At 64.3% G+C, this 17,399-nt stretch carries 20 protein-coding genes; 13 read left to right on the top strand and 7 right to left on the bottom strand.

From position 1 onward, the window contains the following. The first annotated feature begins 242 nt into the window (after window positions 1-242). From Q2941_RS24235 to Q2941_RS24185, 11 genes are all read left to right on the top strand, one after another. Window positions 243-3,200 carry a patatin-like phospholipase domain-containing protein gene (locus Q2941_RS24235; protein WP_458193937.1) on the top strand — a complete coding sequence of 986 codons (2,958 nt, stop codon included), beginning with the start codon at window positions 243-245 and terminating at the stop codon, window positions 3,198-3,200. A gap of 141 nt (window positions 3,201-3,341) precedes the next feature. Further along, window positions 3,342-3,494: an aa3-type cytochrome c oxidase subunit IV gene (locus Q2941_RS24230; protein WP_027521930.1), complete on the top strand. Its 153-nt coding sequence runs from the start codon at window positions 3,342-3,344 to the stop codon at window positions 3,492-3,494. Window positions 3,495-3,630: 136 nt separating this feature from the next. After that, entirely contained in the window at window positions 3,631-4,758 is a 1,128-nt protein-coding gene (locus Q2941_RS24225; protein ID WP_458193936.1) for a Re/Si-specific NAD(P)(+) transhydrogenase subunit alpha, read from the top strand. A gap of 12 nt (window positions 4,759-4,770) precedes the next feature. Next, window positions 4,771-5,088, top strand: a complete 318-nt coding sequence (locus Q2941_RS24220; protein WP_027521932.1) for a proton-translocating transhydrogenase family protein — start codon at window positions 4,771-4,773, stop codon at window positions 5,086-5,088. A gap of 38 nt (window positions 5,089-5,126) precedes the next feature. Further along, window positions 5,127-6,524: an NAD(P)(+) transhydrogenase (Re/Si-specific) subunit beta gene (locus Q2941_RS24215; protein ID WP_254109039.1), complete on the top strand. Its 1,398-nt coding sequence runs from the start codon at window positions 5,127-5,129 to the stop codon at window positions 6,522-6,524. A 20-nt stretch (window positions 6,525-6,544) separates the two neighbouring features. Continuing rightward, a complete protein-coding gene (locus Q2941_RS24210; protein ID WP_027521934.1) occupies window positions 6,545-6,730 on the top strand; it encodes a hypothetical protein in 186 nt (61 codons plus the stop codon). Window positions 6,731-6,752: 22 nt separating this feature from the next. Then, window positions 6,753-7,550: an alpha/beta hydrolase gene (locus Q2941_RS24205; RefSeq protein WP_458193935.1), complete on the top strand. Its 798-nt coding sequence runs from the start codon at window positions 6,753-6,755 to the stop codon at window positions 7,548-7,550. 97 nt (window positions 7,551-7,647) lie between these two features. Beyond that, window positions 7,648-8,982, top strand: coding sequence for a sodium:proton antiporter (locus tag Q2941_RS24200; RefSeq protein ID WP_371260474.1), 1,335 nt, complete (start codon window positions 7,648-7,650; stop codon window positions 8,980-8,982). A gap of 50 nt (window positions 8,983-9,032) precedes the next feature. Further along, entirely contained in the window at window positions 9,033-10,130 is a 1,098-nt protein-coding gene (locus tag Q2941_RS24195) for a calcium:cation antiporter (RefSeq protein WP_027521937.1), read from the top strand. 102 nt (window positions 10,131-10,232) lie between these two features. Next, window positions 10,233-10,517, top strand: coding sequence for a cupin domain-containing protein (locus tag Q2941_RS24190; RefSeq protein WP_027521938.1), 285 nt, complete (start codon window positions 10,233-10,235; stop codon window positions 10,515-10,517). 92 nt (window positions 10,518-10,609) lie between these two features. Further along, window positions 10,610-11,509: a hypothetical protein gene (locus tag Q2941_RS24185; RefSeq protein ID WP_458193934.1), complete on the top strand. Its 900-nt coding sequence runs from the start codon at window positions 10,610-10,612 to the stop codon at window positions 11,507-11,509. Window positions 11,510-11,616: 107 nt separating this feature from the next. Here the strand turns inward: Q2941_RS24185 and Q2941_RS24180 are convergent, their stop codons facing one another. Then, on the bottom strand, window positions 11,617-12,282 hold the full coding sequence (locus tag Q2941_RS24180) for a tetratricopeptide repeat protein (protein ID WP_027525170.1): 666 nt from the start codon (window positions 12,280-12,282) through the stop codon (window positions 11,617-11,619). A gap of 127 nt (window positions 12,283-12,409) precedes the next feature. Then, window positions 12,410-12,712: a 30S ribosomal protein S21 gene (gene rpsU / locus Q2941_RS24175; RefSeq protein ID WP_027525171.1), complete on the bottom strand. Its 303-nt coding sequence runs from the start codon at window positions 12,710-12,712 to the stop codon at window positions 12,410-12,412. A gap of 263 nt (window positions 12,713-12,975) precedes the next feature. Between rpsU and aqpZ the strand changes: the two genes are divergently transcribed. After that, window positions 12,976-13,698, top strand: a complete 723-nt coding sequence (gene aqpZ / locus Q2941_RS24170) for an aquaporin Z (RefSeq protein WP_027525172.1) — start codon at window positions 12,976-12,978, stop codon at window positions 13,696-13,698. Between the two features lie 167 nt (window positions 13,699-13,865). Here aqpZ and Q2941_RS24165 read toward each other — a convergent pair whose 3' ends face one another. Together Q2941_RS24165 and purE are read right to left on the bottom strand one after the other, a co-directional pair. Continuing rightward, window positions 13,866-14,972, bottom strand: a complete 1,107-nt coding sequence (locus tag Q2941_RS24165; protein WP_458193933.1) for a 5-(carboxyamino)imidazole ribonucleotide synthase — start codon at window positions 14,970-14,972, stop codon at window positions 13,866-13,868. Continuing rightward, entirely contained in the window at window positions 14,969-15,457 is a 489-nt protein-coding gene (purE, locus tag Q2941_RS24160; RefSeq protein ID WP_027525174.1) for a 5-(carboxyamino)imidazole ribonucleotide mutase, read from the bottom strand. The genes Q2941_RS24165 and purE overlap by 4 nt, the downstream gene beginning before the upstream one ends. Before the next feature lie 142 nt (window positions 15,458-15,599). On the opposite strand from purE, the gene Q2941_RS24155 reads away from it, so the two are divergent. Then, a complete protein-coding gene (locus tag Q2941_RS24155; protein WP_458193932.1) occupies window positions 15,600-16,310 on the top strand; it encodes a GGDEF domain-containing protein in 711 nt (236 codons plus the stop codon). 194 nt (window positions 16,311-16,504) lie between these two features. Here the strand turns inward: Q2941_RS24155 and Q2941_RS24150 are convergent, their stop codons facing one another. The 3 genes from Q2941_RS24150 to Q2941_RS24140 form a co-directional block, all read right to left on the bottom strand. Continuing rightward, complete coding sequence (locus Q2941_RS24150; RefSeq protein ID WP_254099838.1) at window positions 16,505-16,756, bottom strand: hypothetical protein; 252 nt, start codon at window positions 16,754-16,756, stop codon at window positions 16,505-16,507. 23 nt (window positions 16,757-16,779) lie between these two features. Beyond that, the gene (locus tag Q2941_RS24145) at window positions 16,780-16,995 is read right to left on the bottom strand and encodes a hypothetical protein (protein WP_254099836.1); all 216 of its coding nucleotides are present in this window, start codon (window positions 16,993-16,995) and stop codon (window positions 16,780-16,782) included. A gap of 105 nt (window positions 16,996-17,100) precedes the next feature. Continuing rightward, window positions 17,101-17,307, bottom strand: a complete 207-nt coding sequence (locus Q2941_RS24140) for a YdcH family protein (RefSeq protein WP_027525178.1) — start codon at window positions 17,305-17,307, stop codon at window positions 17,101-17,103. Between the last annotated feature and the right edge of the window lie 92 nt (window positions 17,308-17,399).

The raw sequence follows: 17,399 nt of genomic DNA, 5'->3' as shown, positions 1-17,399 counted from the left end.
GCCTCCCGTCTCGGTGGAACCGGTCTCGAAACGACGTCATTGCCCTGCAGTTCAGCGCATCTTGCAGCCTTCGCACCTTCTTTTCTCAGCCCGTGCATTTCCAGGCGACCTTCGAGACAGGTCTGGAGACCCTGCTACGTGGGATTGAACGTTCGCGCGGGCGGCAAGACTAATTCGTATAAGGTTTTTGAAGTCCATTTTACAACCAGTGATTGTTTATCGCTCTGCCGTTGGGGGAGAGCATGCTTGATCAGGTCCAGTCGACTGCCCCGCTAGAAGCCCGGAAAGCCGCATCCGCCGACGATAGGCCCTGGTGCGAAAAGCATGACCGGATCGTTCGCGACGAGATCGAAGCCATCAACACGCGTCGCGAGGGTACGCGCCAGCTCCGGATCGACGATCTGCAACCCTGCCAGATGCTCGACGTCACGGGCCTCGCCCTGTCCGGTGGCGGGATCCGCTCCTCGGCCCTCTGTCTCGGCATTCTCCAGGCGCTGAACCATCACAACCTGTTCGGCCGGATCGACTATTTGTCGACCGTATCGGGCGGCGGATATATCGGCACCTCGCTCGGTGCGACGATGACCGTCGCAAGACGCTTTGTTTTCGGAGAACGGCCGGCGGGCGACACGGCGACCGCCTGCGAGATCAGCGATACGCCGTCGGTCGGGCACATCAGGAACTACTCCAACTATCTGATCCCCGCCGGCGTGCGCGATCTCCTGACCGGGATAGCGATCGTGGTGCGCGGGTTGATCGCCAATATCGGCCTCACCCTGCCGATCGTCCTGATGCTGGCTGCGGTCACGATCTGGTCGACGCCGACGCGTCATTGCCTGACAGTCGCGACCCTGTTCGGCGTCGCCATCAGCGATGACAAATTGTGTGAGCTGCACGATTTCAGCATCGTGAACCGTTACGGGTTTACGGCCATCGGCGCCGTTCTCGCGCTGATCCTGCTTGCCTGTAGCGGGCTGACTTATCTGAGTTCTCGGTCCGAGAGGGGAAGCGGGCCAAGCATCGTATTCGCCTATCTCGCCGGCATCGCGCTCCTCGTCGGCGTCGCCTGCGACTTCGCCCGCCTGCTTCAGGTGCAGAACTTCGCTTTGACGCTGGCGATCGGGATTCTCGGCGTCATCCTGTTCTTCATTTGGGCAGTTGTCCGATCATTTGCCAGTCCGGAGAAGCGTCAGGAATTCCGCTCGCACCTGCCAAGCGCAGGCGCAACCTTCCTCGTGGTGCTGGCAGTGAACGCCTTCTTCGAATTTCAGCCCTTCATGCTGCGCGAAATGTTCGATGCGGCCGATAGCAGCGTGATCGGCGGGCCGGTTGCCGGCGCTACGATCACCTGGATCAAGTCGCTCGCAGCCATTGCCGCGCCGATCGGCGTGTTCGTCACGGCTTTCCGGCAGCAGTTCGCCGAGCTCCTGAAGGGAAACGGCGTGTCCTCGCAGTGGGGATCGCTGGTGCTTGCAATCGTCGCCAAGGCCGCACTCTGGATCGCAGGCCTGGCGTTGCCTCTGATCATCTGGGTCGCGTACTTGTATTTGTCGTACTGGGGTATCGCCAACGACCTGTTCGAACGATGCCCACCGTCCCCCACCCAGCGCGAATGCCTCGTCAGTGCCAGGTCGGCCGCTTCCTCGCAGGGAAGCCTCGCCGGCAAGATCCAGTTCGACGCAGATTCCGGGACCTTGTCCGCCGAGATCAAACCGAAGGCAGCGCCCCGCGTTGTGGATGACACGGAGCGGCTGACGCCGACCTGGCACGCCCCCGGATGGCTGCTGTCCGCCGCAAAGCGGGTGGGCGACATCTTCCACGCACAATTCCCTAGCCAGTTCCAGGGGAAGGCTTCAGAGCTTGCTTATTCCTTCAGTCTGCCGATGGTCATCCTGTATGTCTTGACGGGCGCCTTGCTGTTGATCGTCTCGTTGCTTCTGACGCCGAACGCGAACTCACTGCACAGGCTCTACCGTGACCGGCTGAGCAAGGCGTTCCTGTTCGATCCGACCCGGTCCGCCGACGGCGATATCGCGCGCGCGGAAGCCAGTCTCGACCAGGGCCGCGATTTCAAGCCGCTCGACCGCATGAAGCTGAGCGACCTCTATGCCGTCGCCAACGCCGACGACCCGAATGCCGGGCCGAAGCTGAGCGCGCCCTACCACCTGATCAACACCGCGCTGAACATCCAGGGATCAGATTTCGCCAACAGGCGCGGCCGCAATGCCGACTTCTTCGTGTTTTCGCCGCGCAACGTCGGCAGCGAGGCGACCGGATACGCGACGACCCTGGCCCTCGAGAAAGTCGAGCAAAGTCTCGACCTTGCTACCGCCATGGCGATCTCGGGAGCCGCAGCATCCTCCAACATGGGATCGAGCTCGATCAAGGCTTTGACGCCGACGCTCGCCCTTCTCAACGTACGGCTCGGCTATTGGCTGCGGAATCCGCGTTACGTGAATGCGTGCTCGTTCCATCGTTTCTCGCCGCTCTATTTCTGGTCCGAAATCTCCGGTCGCCTCTATGAGAACAGCGATGGGGTTTATCTCACCGACGGTGGGCACATCGAAAATCTCGGCGTCTACGAGCTGTTGCGCCGGCGTTGCAGAGTGATCGTCGCCGTGGACGCAGAGGCGGACACGCCCATGAATTTTGCTTCGCTGATGACGCTGCAGCGCTACGCCCGCATCGATCTCGGCGTCAGGATCGATCTGCCGTGGACGCCGATCCGCGAGCGCACCCGTGCGTTGATGGCGCGCAATACCAGCGGCGAGCCGCCCCCTTGTCAGCATCGGCGTGATGATGGGCCGCAGGATGACGTTCACGTCGCGATCGGCACGATCGACTATGGCGGCGGCGACCAAGGTTTTCTCGTCTACATCAAGTCGTCCCTGACCGGTGACGAGAACGACTACATTCGCGACTATGCGCGGCGCCACGCCACTTTCCCGCACGAGACCACGGGCGATCAGTTCTTCTCCGAGGAGCAGTTCGAGGTTTACCGCGCGCTCGGGTTCCACATGACCCACGGCTTCCTGTGCGGCGACAATCCCGTGGCGGTCGGGTCCGGCGTCGATCCCCGCACAGCCAGATTTACCGACGTCGGCGAGCCGGCGATAGACGCCGTCCGCGGGGCGCTCGGCTTGCCGGTGCAGCAGCCTCAAATTGCGCCCGTCATGGTCACCGCGCTTGATCAGGGCTAGGCGGCGGCCGTCTTCCCCGGTCCCGACAATCAGGATTCCAAATGAGCCGATTTGCGGGAAAACTGCGCAGCTGTGCCGTTGCCCTGCCCGGCGGATTGCGGTAATGCCAGCCGGGAATTCGACTTTCGACTGGGGACATCCATGGCTGACCATAGCGAAGTGGCGTACACCACCGCCGACGGCAACGACTACGTTGCCCACGAGCAGACCTATGAGGGCTTCATCAAGCTGGTGAAGTATGGCACGGCCACGGTCGCGCTCATCGTCATCCTGATGGCGATCTTCCTGACCTGATCCATCGTCGGCTGCACCGCCAAAGGCGGCGGTTGCTCAGAAAATTTGCATCCAAGCCGGTTCTAAAACCGGTATCCAACGTTGCGGGAGTAACGCTAAATTCGCGTGCGCGCTTTCCCGCGCCGCCGGAGGGCCCATGAAGATTGCCGTTGCCAAGGAAATCGATCCGTCCGAGCCGCGGGTCGCCGCTTCGCCGGATACGGTGAAGAAGTTCAAGGCTCTGGGCGCCGAGATCGCCGTCGAGCCCGGTGCCGGCGTCAAGTCGGGCCTGCTCGATTCCGACTACACCGCCGCCGGCGCCACCGTCAGTGCCGATGCGCTTGCTGATGCCGACATCATCATCAAGGTGAAGCGCCCCGAGGCGTCCGAGCTTGGCCAATACAAGCGCGGCGCGCTGGTCGTCGCCATCATGGACCCCTACGGCAATGACGCCGCACTGAAGACGATGGCCGATGCCGGTATCGCCGCCTTCGCCATGGAGCTGATGCCGCGCATCACGCGCGCCCAGGTGATGGACGTGCTGTCGTCGCAGGCGAACCTTGCCGGCTACCGTGCCGTGATCGAGGGCGCCGAAGCCTTCGGTCGCGCCTTCCCGATGATGATGACCGCGGCCGGCACCGTGCCCGCCGCAAAAGTGTTCGTGATGGGCGTCGGCGTCGCCGGCCTCCAGGCGATCGCGACCGCGCGCCGCCTCGGCGCCGTCGTCACCGCGACCGACGTGCGCCCTGCCACCAAGGAGCAGGTCGAATCGCTCGGTGCCAAATTCCTCGCCGTCGAGGACGAGGAGTTCAAGAACGCGCAGACCGCCGGCGGCTACGCCAAGGAAATGTCCAAGGAGTACCAGGCCAAGCAGGCCGCGCTGACCGCCGAGCACATCAAGAAGCAGGACATCGTGATCACGACGGCGCTGATCCCGGGCCGGCCCGCGCCGAAGCTCGTCAGTGCGGAGATGGTCAAGTCGATGAAGCCGGGTTCGGTGCTGGTCGACCTCGCCGTCGAGCGCGGCGGCAATGTCGAGGGCGCCAAGCCGGGCGAGGTCGTCGATCTCGATGGCATCAAGATCGTCGGCTACACCAATGTCGCCGGCCGCGTCGCCGCGTCGGCCTCCGGCCTCTACGCGCGCAACCTGTTTTCCTTCATCGAGACCATGATCGACAAGAAAGAGAAGAAGCTTGCCGTGAACTGGGACGACGAGCTCGTGAAGGCGACCGCGCTGACCAAGGACGGCGCCGTCATCCACCCGAACTTCCAGCCGAAAGCCTAGAGGAGAGAAACCATGGAGCATGTCGCACAGGTCGTCGATCCCTTCATCTTCCGGCTGTCGATTTTCGTGCTGGCGGTGTTCGTCGGCTATTTCGTGGTGTGGTCGGTGACCCCGGCGCTGCATACGCCGCTGATGAGCGTCACCAACGCGATCTCCTCGGTGATCGTGGTCGGCGCGCTGCTCGCGGGCGGCGTTGCGAATGTGTCGAGCGGCTCGGGCTGGGCGCGGGGCTTCGGCTTCGTCGCGCTGATCTTTGCCTGCATCAATATCTTCGGCGGCTTCCTTGTCACCCAGCGCATGCTGGCGATGTACAAGAAGAAGGCCAAGTAAGCGCCACCTCGGGCTGATGGGATAGATGGGGACCTGAGATGAACGCCAATCTCTCTGCATTGTTGTATCTCGTGGCGGGGGTGCTGTTCATCCTGTCACTGCGCGGGCTGTCGAGCCCGGCCTCTTCGCGCCAGGGCAATCTGTTCGGCATGATCGGCATGGCGATCGCGGTCGCCACCACGCTTGCCAACCATCCGCCGGCCGACGGCCTTGCCTGGCTGCTCGTCATCGTCGGCATCGCCATTGGTGCCGCGATCGGCGCGGTCATCGCACGCCGCGTGCCGATGACCTCGATGCCGGAGCTGGTCGCGGCCTTCCACTCGCTGGTCGGCATGGCCGCGGTGCTGGTCGCCGCCGGCGCGTTCTATGCGCCGGAAGCCTTCGACATCGGTACCCCCGGCAACATCCACACCCAGAGCCTGGTCGAAATGTCGCTCGGCGTCGCCATTGGCGCGCTGACCTTCACCGGCTCGGTGATCGCGTTCCTGAAGCTGTCGGCCCGCATGAGCGGCGCGCCGATCATCCTGCCGGCGCGGCACCTCATCAACATCGCGCTCGCGGTCGCACTGGTCGCCTGCATCGTCGGACTCGTCGTCACCGGCAGCCCGGTGTTCTTCTGGCTCAATGTCATCCTGGCGCTGGCGCTCGGCGTGCTCATGATCATCCCGATCGGCGGCGCCGACATGCCGGTCGTGATCTCGATGCTGAACTCCTATTCGGGATGGGCCGCGGCCGGCATCGGCTTCACGCTCGGCAATTCGGCGCTGATCATCACCGGCGCGCTGGTCGGCTCGTCGGGCGCGATCCTGTCCTACATCATGTGCCACGCGATGAACCGGTCCTTCATCTCGGTCATCCTCGGCGGCTTCGGCGGCGAGACCGCGGCGGCCGGCGGGGCGACCGGTGAGCAGAAGCCGGCGAAGCTCGGTTCGGCCGACGATGCCGCCTTCATCATGAAGAATGCTTCCAAGGTCATCATCGTGCCCGGCTACGGCATGGCGGTGGCGCAGGCCCAGCACGCGTTGCGCGAGATGGCGGACATGCTGAAGAAGGAAGGCGTCGAGGTGAAGTACGCGATCCACCCGGTCGCGGGCCGCATGCCCGGCCACATGAACGTGCTCCTGGCCGAAGCCAACGTGCCCTATGACGAGGTGTTCGAGCTCGAGGACATCAACTCCGAATTCGCGCAGGCCGACATCGCCTTCGTGATCGGCGCCAACGACGTCACCAACCCTGCCGCCGAAGAGGACAAGACCTCGCCGATCTACGGCATGCCGGTGCTCCAGGTCTGGAAGGCGGGGACGGTGATGTTCATCAAGCGCTCGCTGGCCTCGGGTTACGCCGGCATCGACAATCCGCTGTTCTATCGCGACAACACCATGATGCTGCTCGGCGACGCCAAGAAGGTCACCGAGAACATCGTCAAGGCGATGTAACAACGCGCTAGGAGCGGACGGTGGCCATCAACAAGGAATGGCACCGGTCCCATCGCATGCCGCCCAAAGCGACACTCAAGGCGGCGACGCGGGCGCAGCGCATCGAATGGCACGTGGCCCACAGGGCGGCGTGCGGTTGCCGCGAGATTCCGGCAAGCATACGGTCCGACGTCCTGAAATTGCTGCGAAGCCGTCGCAAGGCTTGAGCTACGGATCGGCTGTGCAGCCATGACATTCCTGAAGTGGATCGCGATCGTCATCGCGACCGGCTATCTCGCCGGTCTCGTCGTGCTGTATGTGAGGCAGCGCGACATGCTGTTCCCGATCCCGCCGGTCGGTCGAACGCTGCCTGATGCCGCAGGCTTTCCCGAGGCGGAAGAGCACGTGCTCACGACATCGGACGGCGAAAAGGTCATCATCTGGCACGTGCCGGCAAAGCCTGGCCGTCCCGTGATCCTCTTCTTCCCCGGCAATGGCGATTTTCTTGCCGGCCTTGTCAGCCGCTTCAGGGCGATGACGGCTGACGGCACCGGCCTCGTCGCGCTGTCCTATCGCGGCTATGCCGGCTCCGGCGGTGCGCCGAGCGAACAGGGCCTGCTGCGCGATGCTGCGGCCGCCTATGCCTTCACCACCGTGCGCTATGCGGCGGAATGGATCGTCGTCTGGGGCTTCTCGCTTGGGAGCGGCGTGGCCGTCGCGGTTGCATCCGAGCATCCGATAGGCAAATTGATCCTGGAAGCGCCTTACACCTCGACGGTCGACGTCGCTGCGTCGGCATTCTGGTTCGTTCCGGTCCGCCTCCTGATGCGCGATCGGTTTCGCTCCGACGAGCGGATTGCGCGCGTCACGGTGCCGCTGCTGATCATGCATGGCGCCAATGACCTTGTCATTCCCATCGTCTTCGGAGAGCGTCTGTTCGCGCTCGCGCACGAGCCAAAACAGTTCGTACGCTTTCCGGGCGGCGGACACGATAATCTCGATTCCTTCGGTGCGATCGAAACGGCGAGGCACTTCATTGCATCCTAGACGCCTCGTCCCGAGATGCGTGGGTCCGCTCATCGCTTTGATCTTCGCGCTGTTGCCGCAGCAGGCCTCTGCCGCGGCCGGGCTCGACGGCGCGGCGATGCGCTGGCCCTACGCGCTGCCGTTTGCCGGCCTCCTGCTGTCGATCGCGCTCGGGCCGCTCTTCTTTCCGAAGTTCTGGCATCACCATTACGGCAAGATCGCCGCCGCCTGGTCGGTGCTGGCGCTCATCTCGCTGGTCTGGCTCGCAGGCGGCATGGCGACGCTGGGCGCGCTCGTTCACGCCATGCTTGCCGAATATCTCGGCTTCATCGTGCTGCTGTTCTCGCTCTATGTCGTGGCCGGCGGCATCCTCATCAGCGGCGACATCAAGGGCACGCCGGGAGTCAATACCGGCATCCTCGCGCTGGGTACGCTGATGGCCAGCGTCGTCGGCACCACGGGCGCTGCGATGATCCTGATCCGCCCGTTGATCCGCGCCAATCGACAGCGGCGCACCAACGCCCATGTCGTCATCTTCTTCATCATCCTGGTCGCCAATGTCGGTGGCGCGCTGAGCCCGCTCGGCGATCCTCCGCTGTTCGTCGGCTTCCTGCATGGCGTCGACTTCTTCTGGACCACGCGGAATCTCTGGCTCCAGACGGCGATCGTTGCGGGATTCCTGCTCGCGATCTTCGTCGTCGTCGATGTCTGGCGGTTTCGCGGCGAGCCGTTGTCCACCGGCACAGGACCCGGAGAGCCGCTGAGGCTCCGCGGCCTCATCAATCTCCCGCTGATCGCCGCCATCGTCGCGAGCCTGCTCGTGTCGGCGATGTGGAAGCCGGGCATCGCGTTCGACATTCTCGGAACCAGGCTGGAGCTGGAGAGCATCGTCCGCAATGTGGTGCTGCTGGCGATTGCGGGTCTGTCGGTGTGGCTGACGCCCGACGAGCACCGGCAGGCCAATGGCTTCACCTGGGAGCCGATCCGCGAGGTCGCAAAGCTCTTTGCGGCAATCTTCGTCGCCATCATTCCGGTCATCGCCATGCTCGATGCCGGCCATCACGGTGCGTTCGCCTGGCTGTTGTCGGCGGTGACGGCGCCGGACGGGAGCCCGCGCGAGGTGGCCTATTTCTGGTTCACCGGATTGATGTCGGCTTTCCTCGACAATGCGCCGACCTACCTGTTGTTCTTCGAGCTCGCCGGCGGCGATCCGCAGGTGTTGATGAACGAGCTCTCCGGCACGCTTGCCTCGATCTCCATGGGGGCGGTCTACATGGGGGCGCTCACCTATATCGGCAACGCGCCGAATTTCATGGTGAGCAGCATTGCGAACGAGAGCGGCATCGAGATGCCGAGTTTCTTCGGCTATCTGTTGCGTGCGGGCGCGGTGCTGATCCCGCTGTTCCTGCTGCTCACCATCCTGCCGGTTGCGCCGATCCTGCACTGGCATTGAATCTGCTGGCCGATTTGGTACGTCTCGGGTGACGCAACTGGAAGACATTGATGAGCGCGCATAGCCCGATGCCCCGGTCGGCCTGGATCTTTCCCGCGCTGGCCGTGCTGTTGTTCGTTGCCGTGACGGCGGCGGACTACACATTCACGCTGTCGCCCGGCGGCTTCGTTTTCGCAATTGTCCTGTTGGTGATCCTGTTCGGCACGGTGTTCGCGGCCGTTCATCATGCCGAAGTGATCGCCGAACGGGTCGGCGAGCCCTATGGAACGCTGGTGCTGACGCTCGCGGTGACGATCATCGAGGTGGCGCTGATCACCACGATCATGCTGGGCGAGAAGCCGGCCCCGGAGCTGGCGCGCGACACCGTGTTCGCGGTCGTCATGATCGTCTGCAACGGGCTGGTCGGCGTCTGCGTGTTCATCGGCGGCCTGCGCTATCGCGAACAGGGCTTTCAAGTCTCCGGCGCCAACGTCTATCTCAGCGTGCTGTTTGCGCTCGCGACGATCACGCTGATCATGCCGAACTACACGGTCACCACGCCGGGACCGTTCTACTCGTCGATCCAGCTCGGCTTCGTCGACGTCGTCACGCTCGCGCTCTACGGCGTGTTCCTCTACACCCAGACCGTCCTGCACCGGGATTACTTCGTCAACGAGGCCGCGGAAGGCGAGGGCGGTGAGGCCCATCTGTCGGGCGGGCTGTTCCTGCTCAGCGTCGTGCTGCTCCTGATCTCGCTCTTGGCCGTGGTGCTGCTGGCGAAGAAGTTCTCGCTGGTGGTCGACGCGGTCGCAGCCAGGATCGGTGCGCCGCCGGCGTTCGCGGGCCTGCTCGTCGCGCTCCTGATCCTGTTGCCCGAGGGCGTCTCAGCGATTGCCGCTGCGCGCAAGAACGACCTCCAGAAGAGCATCAATCTGGCGCTGGGCTCCTCGCTCGCGACCATCGGGCTGACGATCCCGGCGGTCGGCATCGCCACCTATGCACTCGACAAGGAGCTCGAGCTCGGCCTCAGCCCCCAGGGCAGCGTCCTGCTGCTCCTGACCTTCTTCCTAAGCATGCTGACCTTCGGCACCGGCAGAACCAACGTCCTGTTCGGACTGGTCCATATGGTGGTATTTGCCGTCTACGTATTCATGGTGTTCGTGCCATAAGCAGATCCGGAAAAGTGTGAAGCGGTTTTCCGAAAAGATCATGCGCAAACAACAACCTAAAGCGCGATGACGAATCATCGCGCCTTAGTCGGGAGAACGGGAATGCTGGCCGCCAAATCCGAGGTTCAGGTCGACAACGACGAGGTCCGGGTCACCGAGTGGCGGCTCCCGCCCGGCGGCGCCACCGGTCATCACATTCACGGGATGGACTACGTGATTGTTCCGGTCACCGCGGGTGAGATGACCATCGTGGCACCCACTGGCGAGCGCTCCAAGGCGCAGCTTTCGGCGGGCAAGTCCTACTTCCGCAAGGCCGGTGTCGCGCACGACGTGCTTAACGAAACTGCAACAGAGATCGTGTTCCTTGAAGTCGAGCTGAAACCGTAAAAGTGGCTTGCCAATTGCCACCGATCCGTCGCAGTTGATCCCTTACTATTGCCTCAAAGTTCCCGCATCAGACCGTGTGGGGAGTGGCCGGAATGCTGAAATACCTGACTAAAATCTCCATGGATATCTTCCCCTCGGTGCTCGCGACGATCATCGGGGCGTACATCGTTAATCACTACATCAACGCCCGGCCGGCCCCCGACACTCCCGCTGCCGCGGTTGCCCCTGCCCAGACCAAGAGGGATGCCAAGCCTGCCGAGGTCGCGAATCTCCCCGCGCCCGGAGTGAAGGCCAAGGGCATTTCCGAGAAGGGCATCTCCGAGAAGGGCATCTCCGAGAAGACCGTGACGGACAAGCCGGCGGCCGAGAAGCCGGCTGACAACAAGGCCGCTGACCAGCCGACCGAGACCAAGCCCGCTGACGCCGAGACCGCCGCCACGCCGCGCGGCCGGTCGACGCCATCCCGCGACAGCAAGGCCATGGCCAAGGCAACGCCGGCCCCGGTCGTTACTGCACCGGCCTCCGAGACCACTCAGGCTCCGGCATCGACTGCCGCGACCCCTGACGCCAACGATCTCGCCCGCGCAGCGATCGAGCGGCTGCGCAAGTCGCCCGAGGCTGCCCCGCAGGAGACGGCCCATGCGGGCGAAGCCCCGCGCGTCCAGGAGGCGCCACGGCTCGTGACGGCGGCCCCGCCTTCCGTGCGGCCGCTGCCGCCGCCGATCACGGTATCGACGCCGGGCCCGGAGGCTTATGGTTCCCCGACGTCGTCGAACCCGCCTTACACCGCGTCCGTCGGCTCGGATGATGCGAATCGGCTGACACCGCCGGCCGATATCCCGGTCCCGGTGGTGATCGCACCGCCGCTCGATCTGCGGGCCGATGCGGCCGGTCCCATGCCGAAGGCAAAGACCAACGTCGCCGACGAGATGCTGTCAGGCGTCAAGTCGATGTTCCACGCGGTCCTGCCGAAGGGCGTCACCCCCGACTAGTGCGGGATGACTTTTGGTTGAATGGGTGTGAGCCCAAGGCGCTGATCACCTCACCCCGCCGGGGAGAGGTGACCCCGGCAGCCGACTGCATTTAATCTCATCGCGCTTCAGCCACCGACGCGGGCCAGACCGCTGCGCGCGGCATCGTCGCGTGGACGTAGCGCGACCGCCTTGGTGTAGGACGCCGCCGCCTTGGCCTTGTCGCCGAGGCGCTCATAGGCGAGCCCCCGCGTGGTCCAGACTTGAGCATTATGCGGATCGGCCTCGGAGGCCTCGTCGAGGTCGGCTGCGGCTTCCTTGACCTTGCCCACCGCGAGATAGCTGATGGCGCGGCCGAGCAGCGGCTCCGGCTTCTGCGGATTGAGCCCGCTCGCTGCGCTGAAATCCGCGATCGCGAACTCGTGCTCGTTGCTCGCCTGATAGATCAGGGCGCGGCCATAGAGCGCGTGCGCATTGTAGGGATCGAGCGCGACCGCGCGGTTGAACTCCTCGAGCGCCGCCGCCGTCTCTCCCGATTTCGCAAGCGCCTGGCCCTTTGCCGTATGGCTCTGGGCCTCAGCGACATTGCCGGCGCTGACCGCGCTTTCGGCGGGCGCAGCAGCAGGCGCGGTAGCAGATTTGGGCGCGTCCTGGGGCTTGTCCTTCTCCGGCATCAGCGATCCCAGGTCGAACGAGCAGCCGGACAGTGCGAGCGCGATCAGTGAAAGTGTGACGGAGCGCCGCCACGGTCGGCACGACCGTGCCGGGCTGTGCTCGGGGAGAGGGGAGTCCATCTACGGGTTCGCTCGCGCTGGTGCCGCATCGGTAGTGCCCCGTCCCAGAAAAGGCACCGCTCACAAAACAATAACGCGGGCCCGGGGCCCGCGTCATCGAAAACTCAGTCTTGCAAGAACAGCAAAATCAGCGCGGTCCGCGCGGACCTGCGCCCGGGCCGCCACGGCCGCCAGCGCCACGCTCGCCACCGGGGCCAGCGCCGAACACCGGCTTCGGCTTCATCGGCAGCAGCCCTTCACGCTGCAGCTTCTTGCGGGCCAGCTTGCGCGCGCGGCGCACGGCTTCGGCCTTTTCGCGAGCCTTCTTCTCGGAGGGCTTTTCGTAGTGACCGCGGAGCTTCATCTCGCGGAAAATACCCTCGCGCTGCATCTTCTTCTTCAGCGCCTTGAGGGCTTGATCGACATTGTTATCGCGAACGAGAACCTGCACGCGGCATCCTCTTCAGTGGATCGGATTTGAATTCTGGTAAGTCAAAGGGGATGGCAGAAAGCACAAGCCCTTAACCTTGAGCGCGCGGATGTAACAGACAAAACCTGAGATGTCCATCGTCCAAGCGGCCTTTCGGGCCAAGATAAGCCATTAAATAGGGCAAAAATGCCCCCGTGTGGCCCTGATTTGGGTGATTTGGCGCCAATGACGGGGCCGTTCCCGGAGCTTTGATCCGGAGAACTCGGAAATCAGGGGAGACGTCCATGGAAATGAAGAAATATGCGGCCGAGGCCATCGGTACCTTTTGGCTCACATTCGCAGGGTGCGGGAGCGCGGTGATCGCAGCCGGCTTTCCGCAGGTCGGCATCGGCCTGGTCGGCGTGTCCCTGGCGTTCGGCCTGAGCGTCGTCACCATGGCCTACGCGATCGGCCATATCTCGGGCTGCCACCTCAACCCGGCCGTCACGGTCGGTCTTGCCGCGGGCGGCCGGTTCCCGACCGGACAGATCCTGCCCTATATCGTCGCGCAGGTCATCGGCGCGATTGTCGCGGCAACGCTGCTCTATGTGATTGCCAGCGGCGCCCCGGGCTTCGACGTCACCAAGGGCTTTGCGTCGAACGGCTATGGTGCGCATTCGCCCGGCCAGTACGGAATGGTGGTGTGCTTCATCACCGAAGTGGTGATGACCATGATGTTCCTGTTCATCATCATGGGCGCCACGCATGGAAGGGCGCCTGCGGGCTTCGCGCCGCTCGCGATCGGGCTTGCGCTGGTGATGATCCATCTCGTCAGCATTCCCGTCACCAACACGTCGGTGAACCCGGCGCGCAGCACCGGGCCCGCCTTGTTCGTCGGCGGCTGGGCGCTGGCGCAACTGTGGCTGTTCTGGCTTGCGCCGCTGATCGGCGGCGCACTCGGCGGCGTGATCTATCGCTGGCTCAGCGAAGAGCCGGCCGGCGTCGTCGCCGGTGTGAAGACCGCGTGATCGTCGGAGCATGATCCGGACCCGGAGGGCCGCGTTAGCACAAAGTGTGAAGCGGTTTTTCCTCGCGACAAACGCGGAACGCGTTTGCGCGGAGATCATGCTCAAATAAAGATCTAAAGTGCGACGATGATCGCGCTTTAGGGGGATCGCGCAGCGCCGCGGTCCCCTTACTTGCCGCGGGCGGGCGCGACCTCGGTGACGTGGCCCATCTTGCGGCCCGGCTTGGGTGTGCCCTTCCCGTAGAGGTGTACGGTGGCTCCGGGGACCGTGAGCCACTCTGTGTAGCGGTTGATCTCGTCGCCGATCAGGTTGGTCATGGTGACGACCTCGCCGTACCGCACGGGCTTGCCGAGCGGCCAGCCGGCGATGGCGCGGATATGCTGCTCGAACTGCGAGACGGACGCGCCGTCGAGCGTCCAGTGCCCGGAATTATGCACGCGCGGCGCAATCTCATTCACCAGCACCTTCGGTCCCGTGCCGTTGGCGAGCACGAACATCTCGACTGCCAGCACGCCGACATAATCGAGCGCGTCGGCGATCTTGCCGGCGACGTTGCGCGCCTCCTCGGCAAGAGCATCCGGAATCGCGGCCGGCGCGCGCGAGATCTTGAGGATGTGATCGCGGTGCTCGTTCTCGGTGACGTCGAAACACTCGACCTGGCCTTCGGCCGAGCGCGCGGCGATCACGGAAATCTCGCGCTCGAACGGCACGAAGGCTTCGAGGATCGCCGACTTGGTGCTGAGGCCGGTCCACACTTTCGCGATGTCGTCGCCCTCGCGGATGATGGCCTGGCCCTTGCCGTCATAGCCGAAGCGGCGCGTCTTCAGCACGGCCGGAAGCCCGATCCTGACGATTGCCTCGCGCAACGATGCGACCGAGGTGACGTCGGCATAGGCAGCGGTGCCGATCCCGAGCCGGGTGATGAATTCCTTCTCGGCCAGCCGGTCCTGGGTGGTCTCGAGGATCTTGCGGTTGGGCAGCACGGGGCGGCGCGCGTCCAGCACCAGCGCGGCCGCGGCCGGCACGTTCTCGAACTCGTAGGTGATGACGTCGACGTCGTTCGCGAACAGCTCGAGCGCCTCGACGTCGGCATATTCCGCGCAGGTCGCGTTGAGCACGACGTCGAAGGCCGGTGAGTCCGGGTCGGGCGAAAACACCTGGCAGCGCAAGCCGAGCCGCGCCGCGGCCATCGCAAGCATCCGTCCCAATTGTCCGCCGCCGAGGATTCCGATGGTGTCGCCGGGCTTCAGCTTCACCCGTTTGGTGCCAGTCACGCCTTGTCCTCCGGGCGCTCGCCCACGGCGTCGGTCTGCGCTTTGCGCCAGGCGACAAGGCGGTCTGAGAGGGCCGGATCGGATAGGGCCAGCACGGCCGCGGCCAGCAGCGCAGCGTTGATCGCGCCCGCCTTGCCGATGGCGAGCGTGCCGACCGGGATGCCGGCGGGCATCTGCACGATCGAGTGGAGCGAATCGACGCCCCTCAGCGCCTTGGATTCGACGGGGACGCCGAACACCGGCAGTTCCGTCAGCGCCGCCGTCATGCCGGGCAGATGCGCAGCACCGCCGGCGCCGGCGATGATGACCTTGAAGCCTTCGGCCTTGGCGCCCTTGGCAAAGGTGAACAACCGGTCCGGGGTGCGGTGGGCCGAGACGATGCGGCTTTCGCAGGCGACGCCGAGCGCCGTGAGCGTATCGGCGGCATGCCGCATCGTGTCCCAATCCGACTGGCTTCCCATGATGATGGCGATCGGCGCGGTCATGACGTCAATTGTGCTCGGGAATGCAGAAACATAGGCCAGATTATCGGTTCCGGCCGGCGGCTCGCAAGGCGGTGGCAAGGAGAAGGGAATGCACTATCCTGTCTTGGTGAATCCCCGCAAGCCTTCATTGAGCAGGACGCCCATGAAGAAACCAAAAAGGGCGATCGCTGCGAAGGCAAAAAAGGGCCGGAAAAGCAGCGGGAGCCGAGCCAAACCCGCGGCCAGGCGCGCGGCCCGGTCGGCGGGCCAGCCCGCTGTGACCACCGGAGAGGCCAAGAACGCCAAGGCGATCATCCGCAACCTGCGCACGAGGCTCGCCCAGGCTCAACGGCGCATCGACGAGCTGGAGGCTGCCGCCGACACGGACTTCCTGCTCGGCATCCCGAACCGGCGCGGCTTCGAGCGCGAGCTGCACCGTGCGATTGCCTACATGACGCGCTACGCCGCCCGTGGCGCGCTGATCGTGCTCGACGTCGACCGCCTGAAGCCCATCAACGACTCCTTCGGTCACGCTGCCGGCGACGAGGTGCTCAAGGCGATCGCCGGCACGCTGACGCGGCAGGTCCGCGCCTCCGACGTGGTCGGCCGCCTCGGCGGCGACGAGTTTGCGCTGCTGTTGTGGAACCTCAGCGAGACCGATGCCAGGGCCAAGGCCGCAGCTTTCGAGCAGGCGATCGACGATTTGTCCTTTGTCTTTCGCGACCAGCGCGTGAATGCGGGTGCCTCCGCCGGCGTCGCGCTGCTAGGATCTCACGCCGAGGCAGGCCGCGCCCTGGAGGAAGCCGATGCGGCCATGTATGTGCGCAAGGCCCAGCGGCGGCATGAGCCGCGGATCAGATTGATCAGTAGTTAGGGGTTGAATCGATTGGGCCGCAGGCTCGCTCAACTCTCCCGCTTGCGGGGGAGGTCGAGCGAAGCGCCGGGTGGGGGCTCTCTCTACGTTGGGAGTATCGATTGCGGAGACACCCCCACCCCAGCCCTCCCCCGCAAGCGGGAGAGGGAGCGCACCTTTTGTGTGGCAGCGATCGAACGTAAAGCGATTGCGCTTCAAAGCGCGCTGAGGTCTTCCGGCACGTTGCCGAACTTGCGCAGCAGCTTGGCGTCGCCGAACTCGCCAGTCATGGGATCGCCGCTGCGGCTGAACGCGATCGCGCCGATATGGCCGGCGCCGTGCGCCAGGATCTCGGCGCGCCGCAGCGCGGCGGCCGAGGTCTGACATTCCTCCGCGGCGCCCGCGACCGGCGATCCATCTTCGTCGGTGAGGAAAGGCAGTGCGACATAGTAGGTGACATCGGACATGGTCGGCTCCGAGTGCTCGTTGGCTACGCGGCGCTGGAGGTGCTCCGCATCTTGTTGCGCGACGTCTCGGGAATGCAGCCGGCCGAAATTGCCGCCTGCAATTCCTCGAGCTCCGCTTCCAGATATTCGTTGGCCATGATCAGCGCCTTGATGGTGCTGCGCAGATTGCCGTCACACATCGCGATCGCCTGATCGCAGGCTTGTTCATAATGGCTGTTGTCGAAGGCGGCTGCGGACATGGCATTTCCCCGGAAGCTGGTTGAGGCTCGAATGTTCTTCTTTTGTTCTTTTTGAGTCAAGTGGAATCCGATGCGCGGAAAACGCATCGGGCGCACCGGCTGGGATCAGGCGATGATGTCGGGCGTGATCTGGTCTTCGATGAAGGCGATACGGTCGCGCAACAACAGCTTGCGTTTCTTCAGACGCTGTAACCGCAACAGGTCGGGGGCGGGCGATTGATGCAATGCATCGATCGCCGCATCGAGATCTCGGTGTTCCTGCTGCAACCGGGCGAGCTCGGCTTCGAGTTCGCGCTCGTGTTCATTGGTCATGATGTGCGGTAGCCGGAAAACCCGATGAGGTTGCGAAAGCCTGTGGAAGGCCTGTGGAAAGTATCGTCCTTGCGCGACGTGATCGCAAGCGA

Source organism: Bradyrhizobium sp. UFLA05-153 (genome assembly GCF_054185185.1).
This window is presented reverse-complemented; position numbering and strand designations above follow the sequence as displayed.

What these genes read in the sequence shown, in the direction of transcription:
- Q2941_RS24235 (WP_458193937.1), top strand. Translation starts at nt 243, where the DNA reads ATGCTTGATCAGGTCCAGTCGACTGCCCCGCTAGAAGCCCGGAAAGCC.
- Q2941_RS24230 (WP_027521930.1), top strand. Translation starts at nt 3,342, where the DNA reads ATGGCTGACCATAGCGAAGTGGCGTACACCACCGCCGACGGCAACGAC.
- Q2941_RS24225 (WP_458193936.1), top strand. Translation starts at nt 3,631, where the DNA reads ATGAAGATTGCCGTTGCCAAGGAAATCGATCCGTCCGAGCCGCGGGTC.
- Q2941_RS24220 (WP_027521932.1), top strand. Translation starts at nt 4,771, where the DNA reads ATGGAGCATGTCGCACAGGTCGTCGATCCCTTCATCTTCCGGCTGTCG.
- Q2941_RS24215 (WP_254109039.1), top strand. Translation starts at nt 5,127, where the DNA reads ATGAACGCCAATCTCTCTGCATTGTTGTATCTCGTGGCGGGGGTGCTG.
- Q2941_RS24205 (WP_458193935.1), top strand. Translation starts at nt 6,753, where the DNA reads ATGACATTCCTGAAGTGGATCGCGATCGTCATCGCGACCGGCTATCTC.
- Q2941_RS24200 (WP_371260474.1), top strand. Translation starts at nt 7,648, where the DNA reads ATGCGCTGGCCCTACGCGCTGCCGTTTGCCGGCCTCCTGCTGTCGATC.
- Q2941_RS24195 (WP_027521937.1), top strand. Translation starts at nt 9,033, where the DNA reads ATGAGCGCGCATAGCCCGATGCCCCGGTCGGCCTGGATCTTTCCCGCG.
- Q2941_RS24190 (WP_027521938.1), top strand. Translation starts at nt 10,233, where the DNA reads ATGCTGGCCGCCAAATCCGAGGTTCAGGTCGACAACGACGAGGTCCGG.
- Q2941_RS24185 (WP_458193934.1), top strand. Translation starts at nt 10,610, where the DNA reads ATGCTGAAATACCTGACTAAAATCTCCATGGATATCTTCCCCTCGGTG.
- Q2941_RS24180 (WP_027525170.1), bottom strand. Translation starts at nt 12,282, where the DNA reads ATGGACTCCCCTCTCCCCGAGCACAGCCCGGCACGGTCGTGCCGACCG.
- aqpZ (WP_027525172.1), top strand. Translation starts at nt 12,976, where the DNA reads ATGGAAATGAAGAAATATGCGGCCGAGGCCATCGGTACCTTTTGGCTC.
- purE (WP_027525174.1), bottom strand. Translation starts at nt 15,457, where the DNA reads ATGACCGCGCCGATCGCCATCATCATGGGAAGCCAGTCGGATTGGGAC.
- Q2941_RS24155 (WP_458193932.1), top strand. Translation starts at nt 15,600, where the DNA reads ATGAAGAAACCAAAAAGGGCGATCGCTGCGAAGGCAAAAAAGGGCCGG.
- Q2941_RS24150 (WP_254099838.1), bottom strand. Translation starts at nt 16,756, where the DNA reads ATGTCCGATGTCACCTACTATGTCGCACTGCCTTTCCTCACCGACGAA.
- Q2941_RS24145 (WP_254099836.1), bottom strand. Translation starts at nt 16,995, where the DNA reads ATGTCCGCAGCCGCCTTCGACAACAGCCATTATGAACAAGCCTGCGAT.
- Q2941_RS24140 (WP_027525178.1), bottom strand. Translation starts at nt 17,307, where the DNA reads ATGACCAATGAACACGAGCGCGAACTCGAAGCCGAGCTCGCCCGGTTG.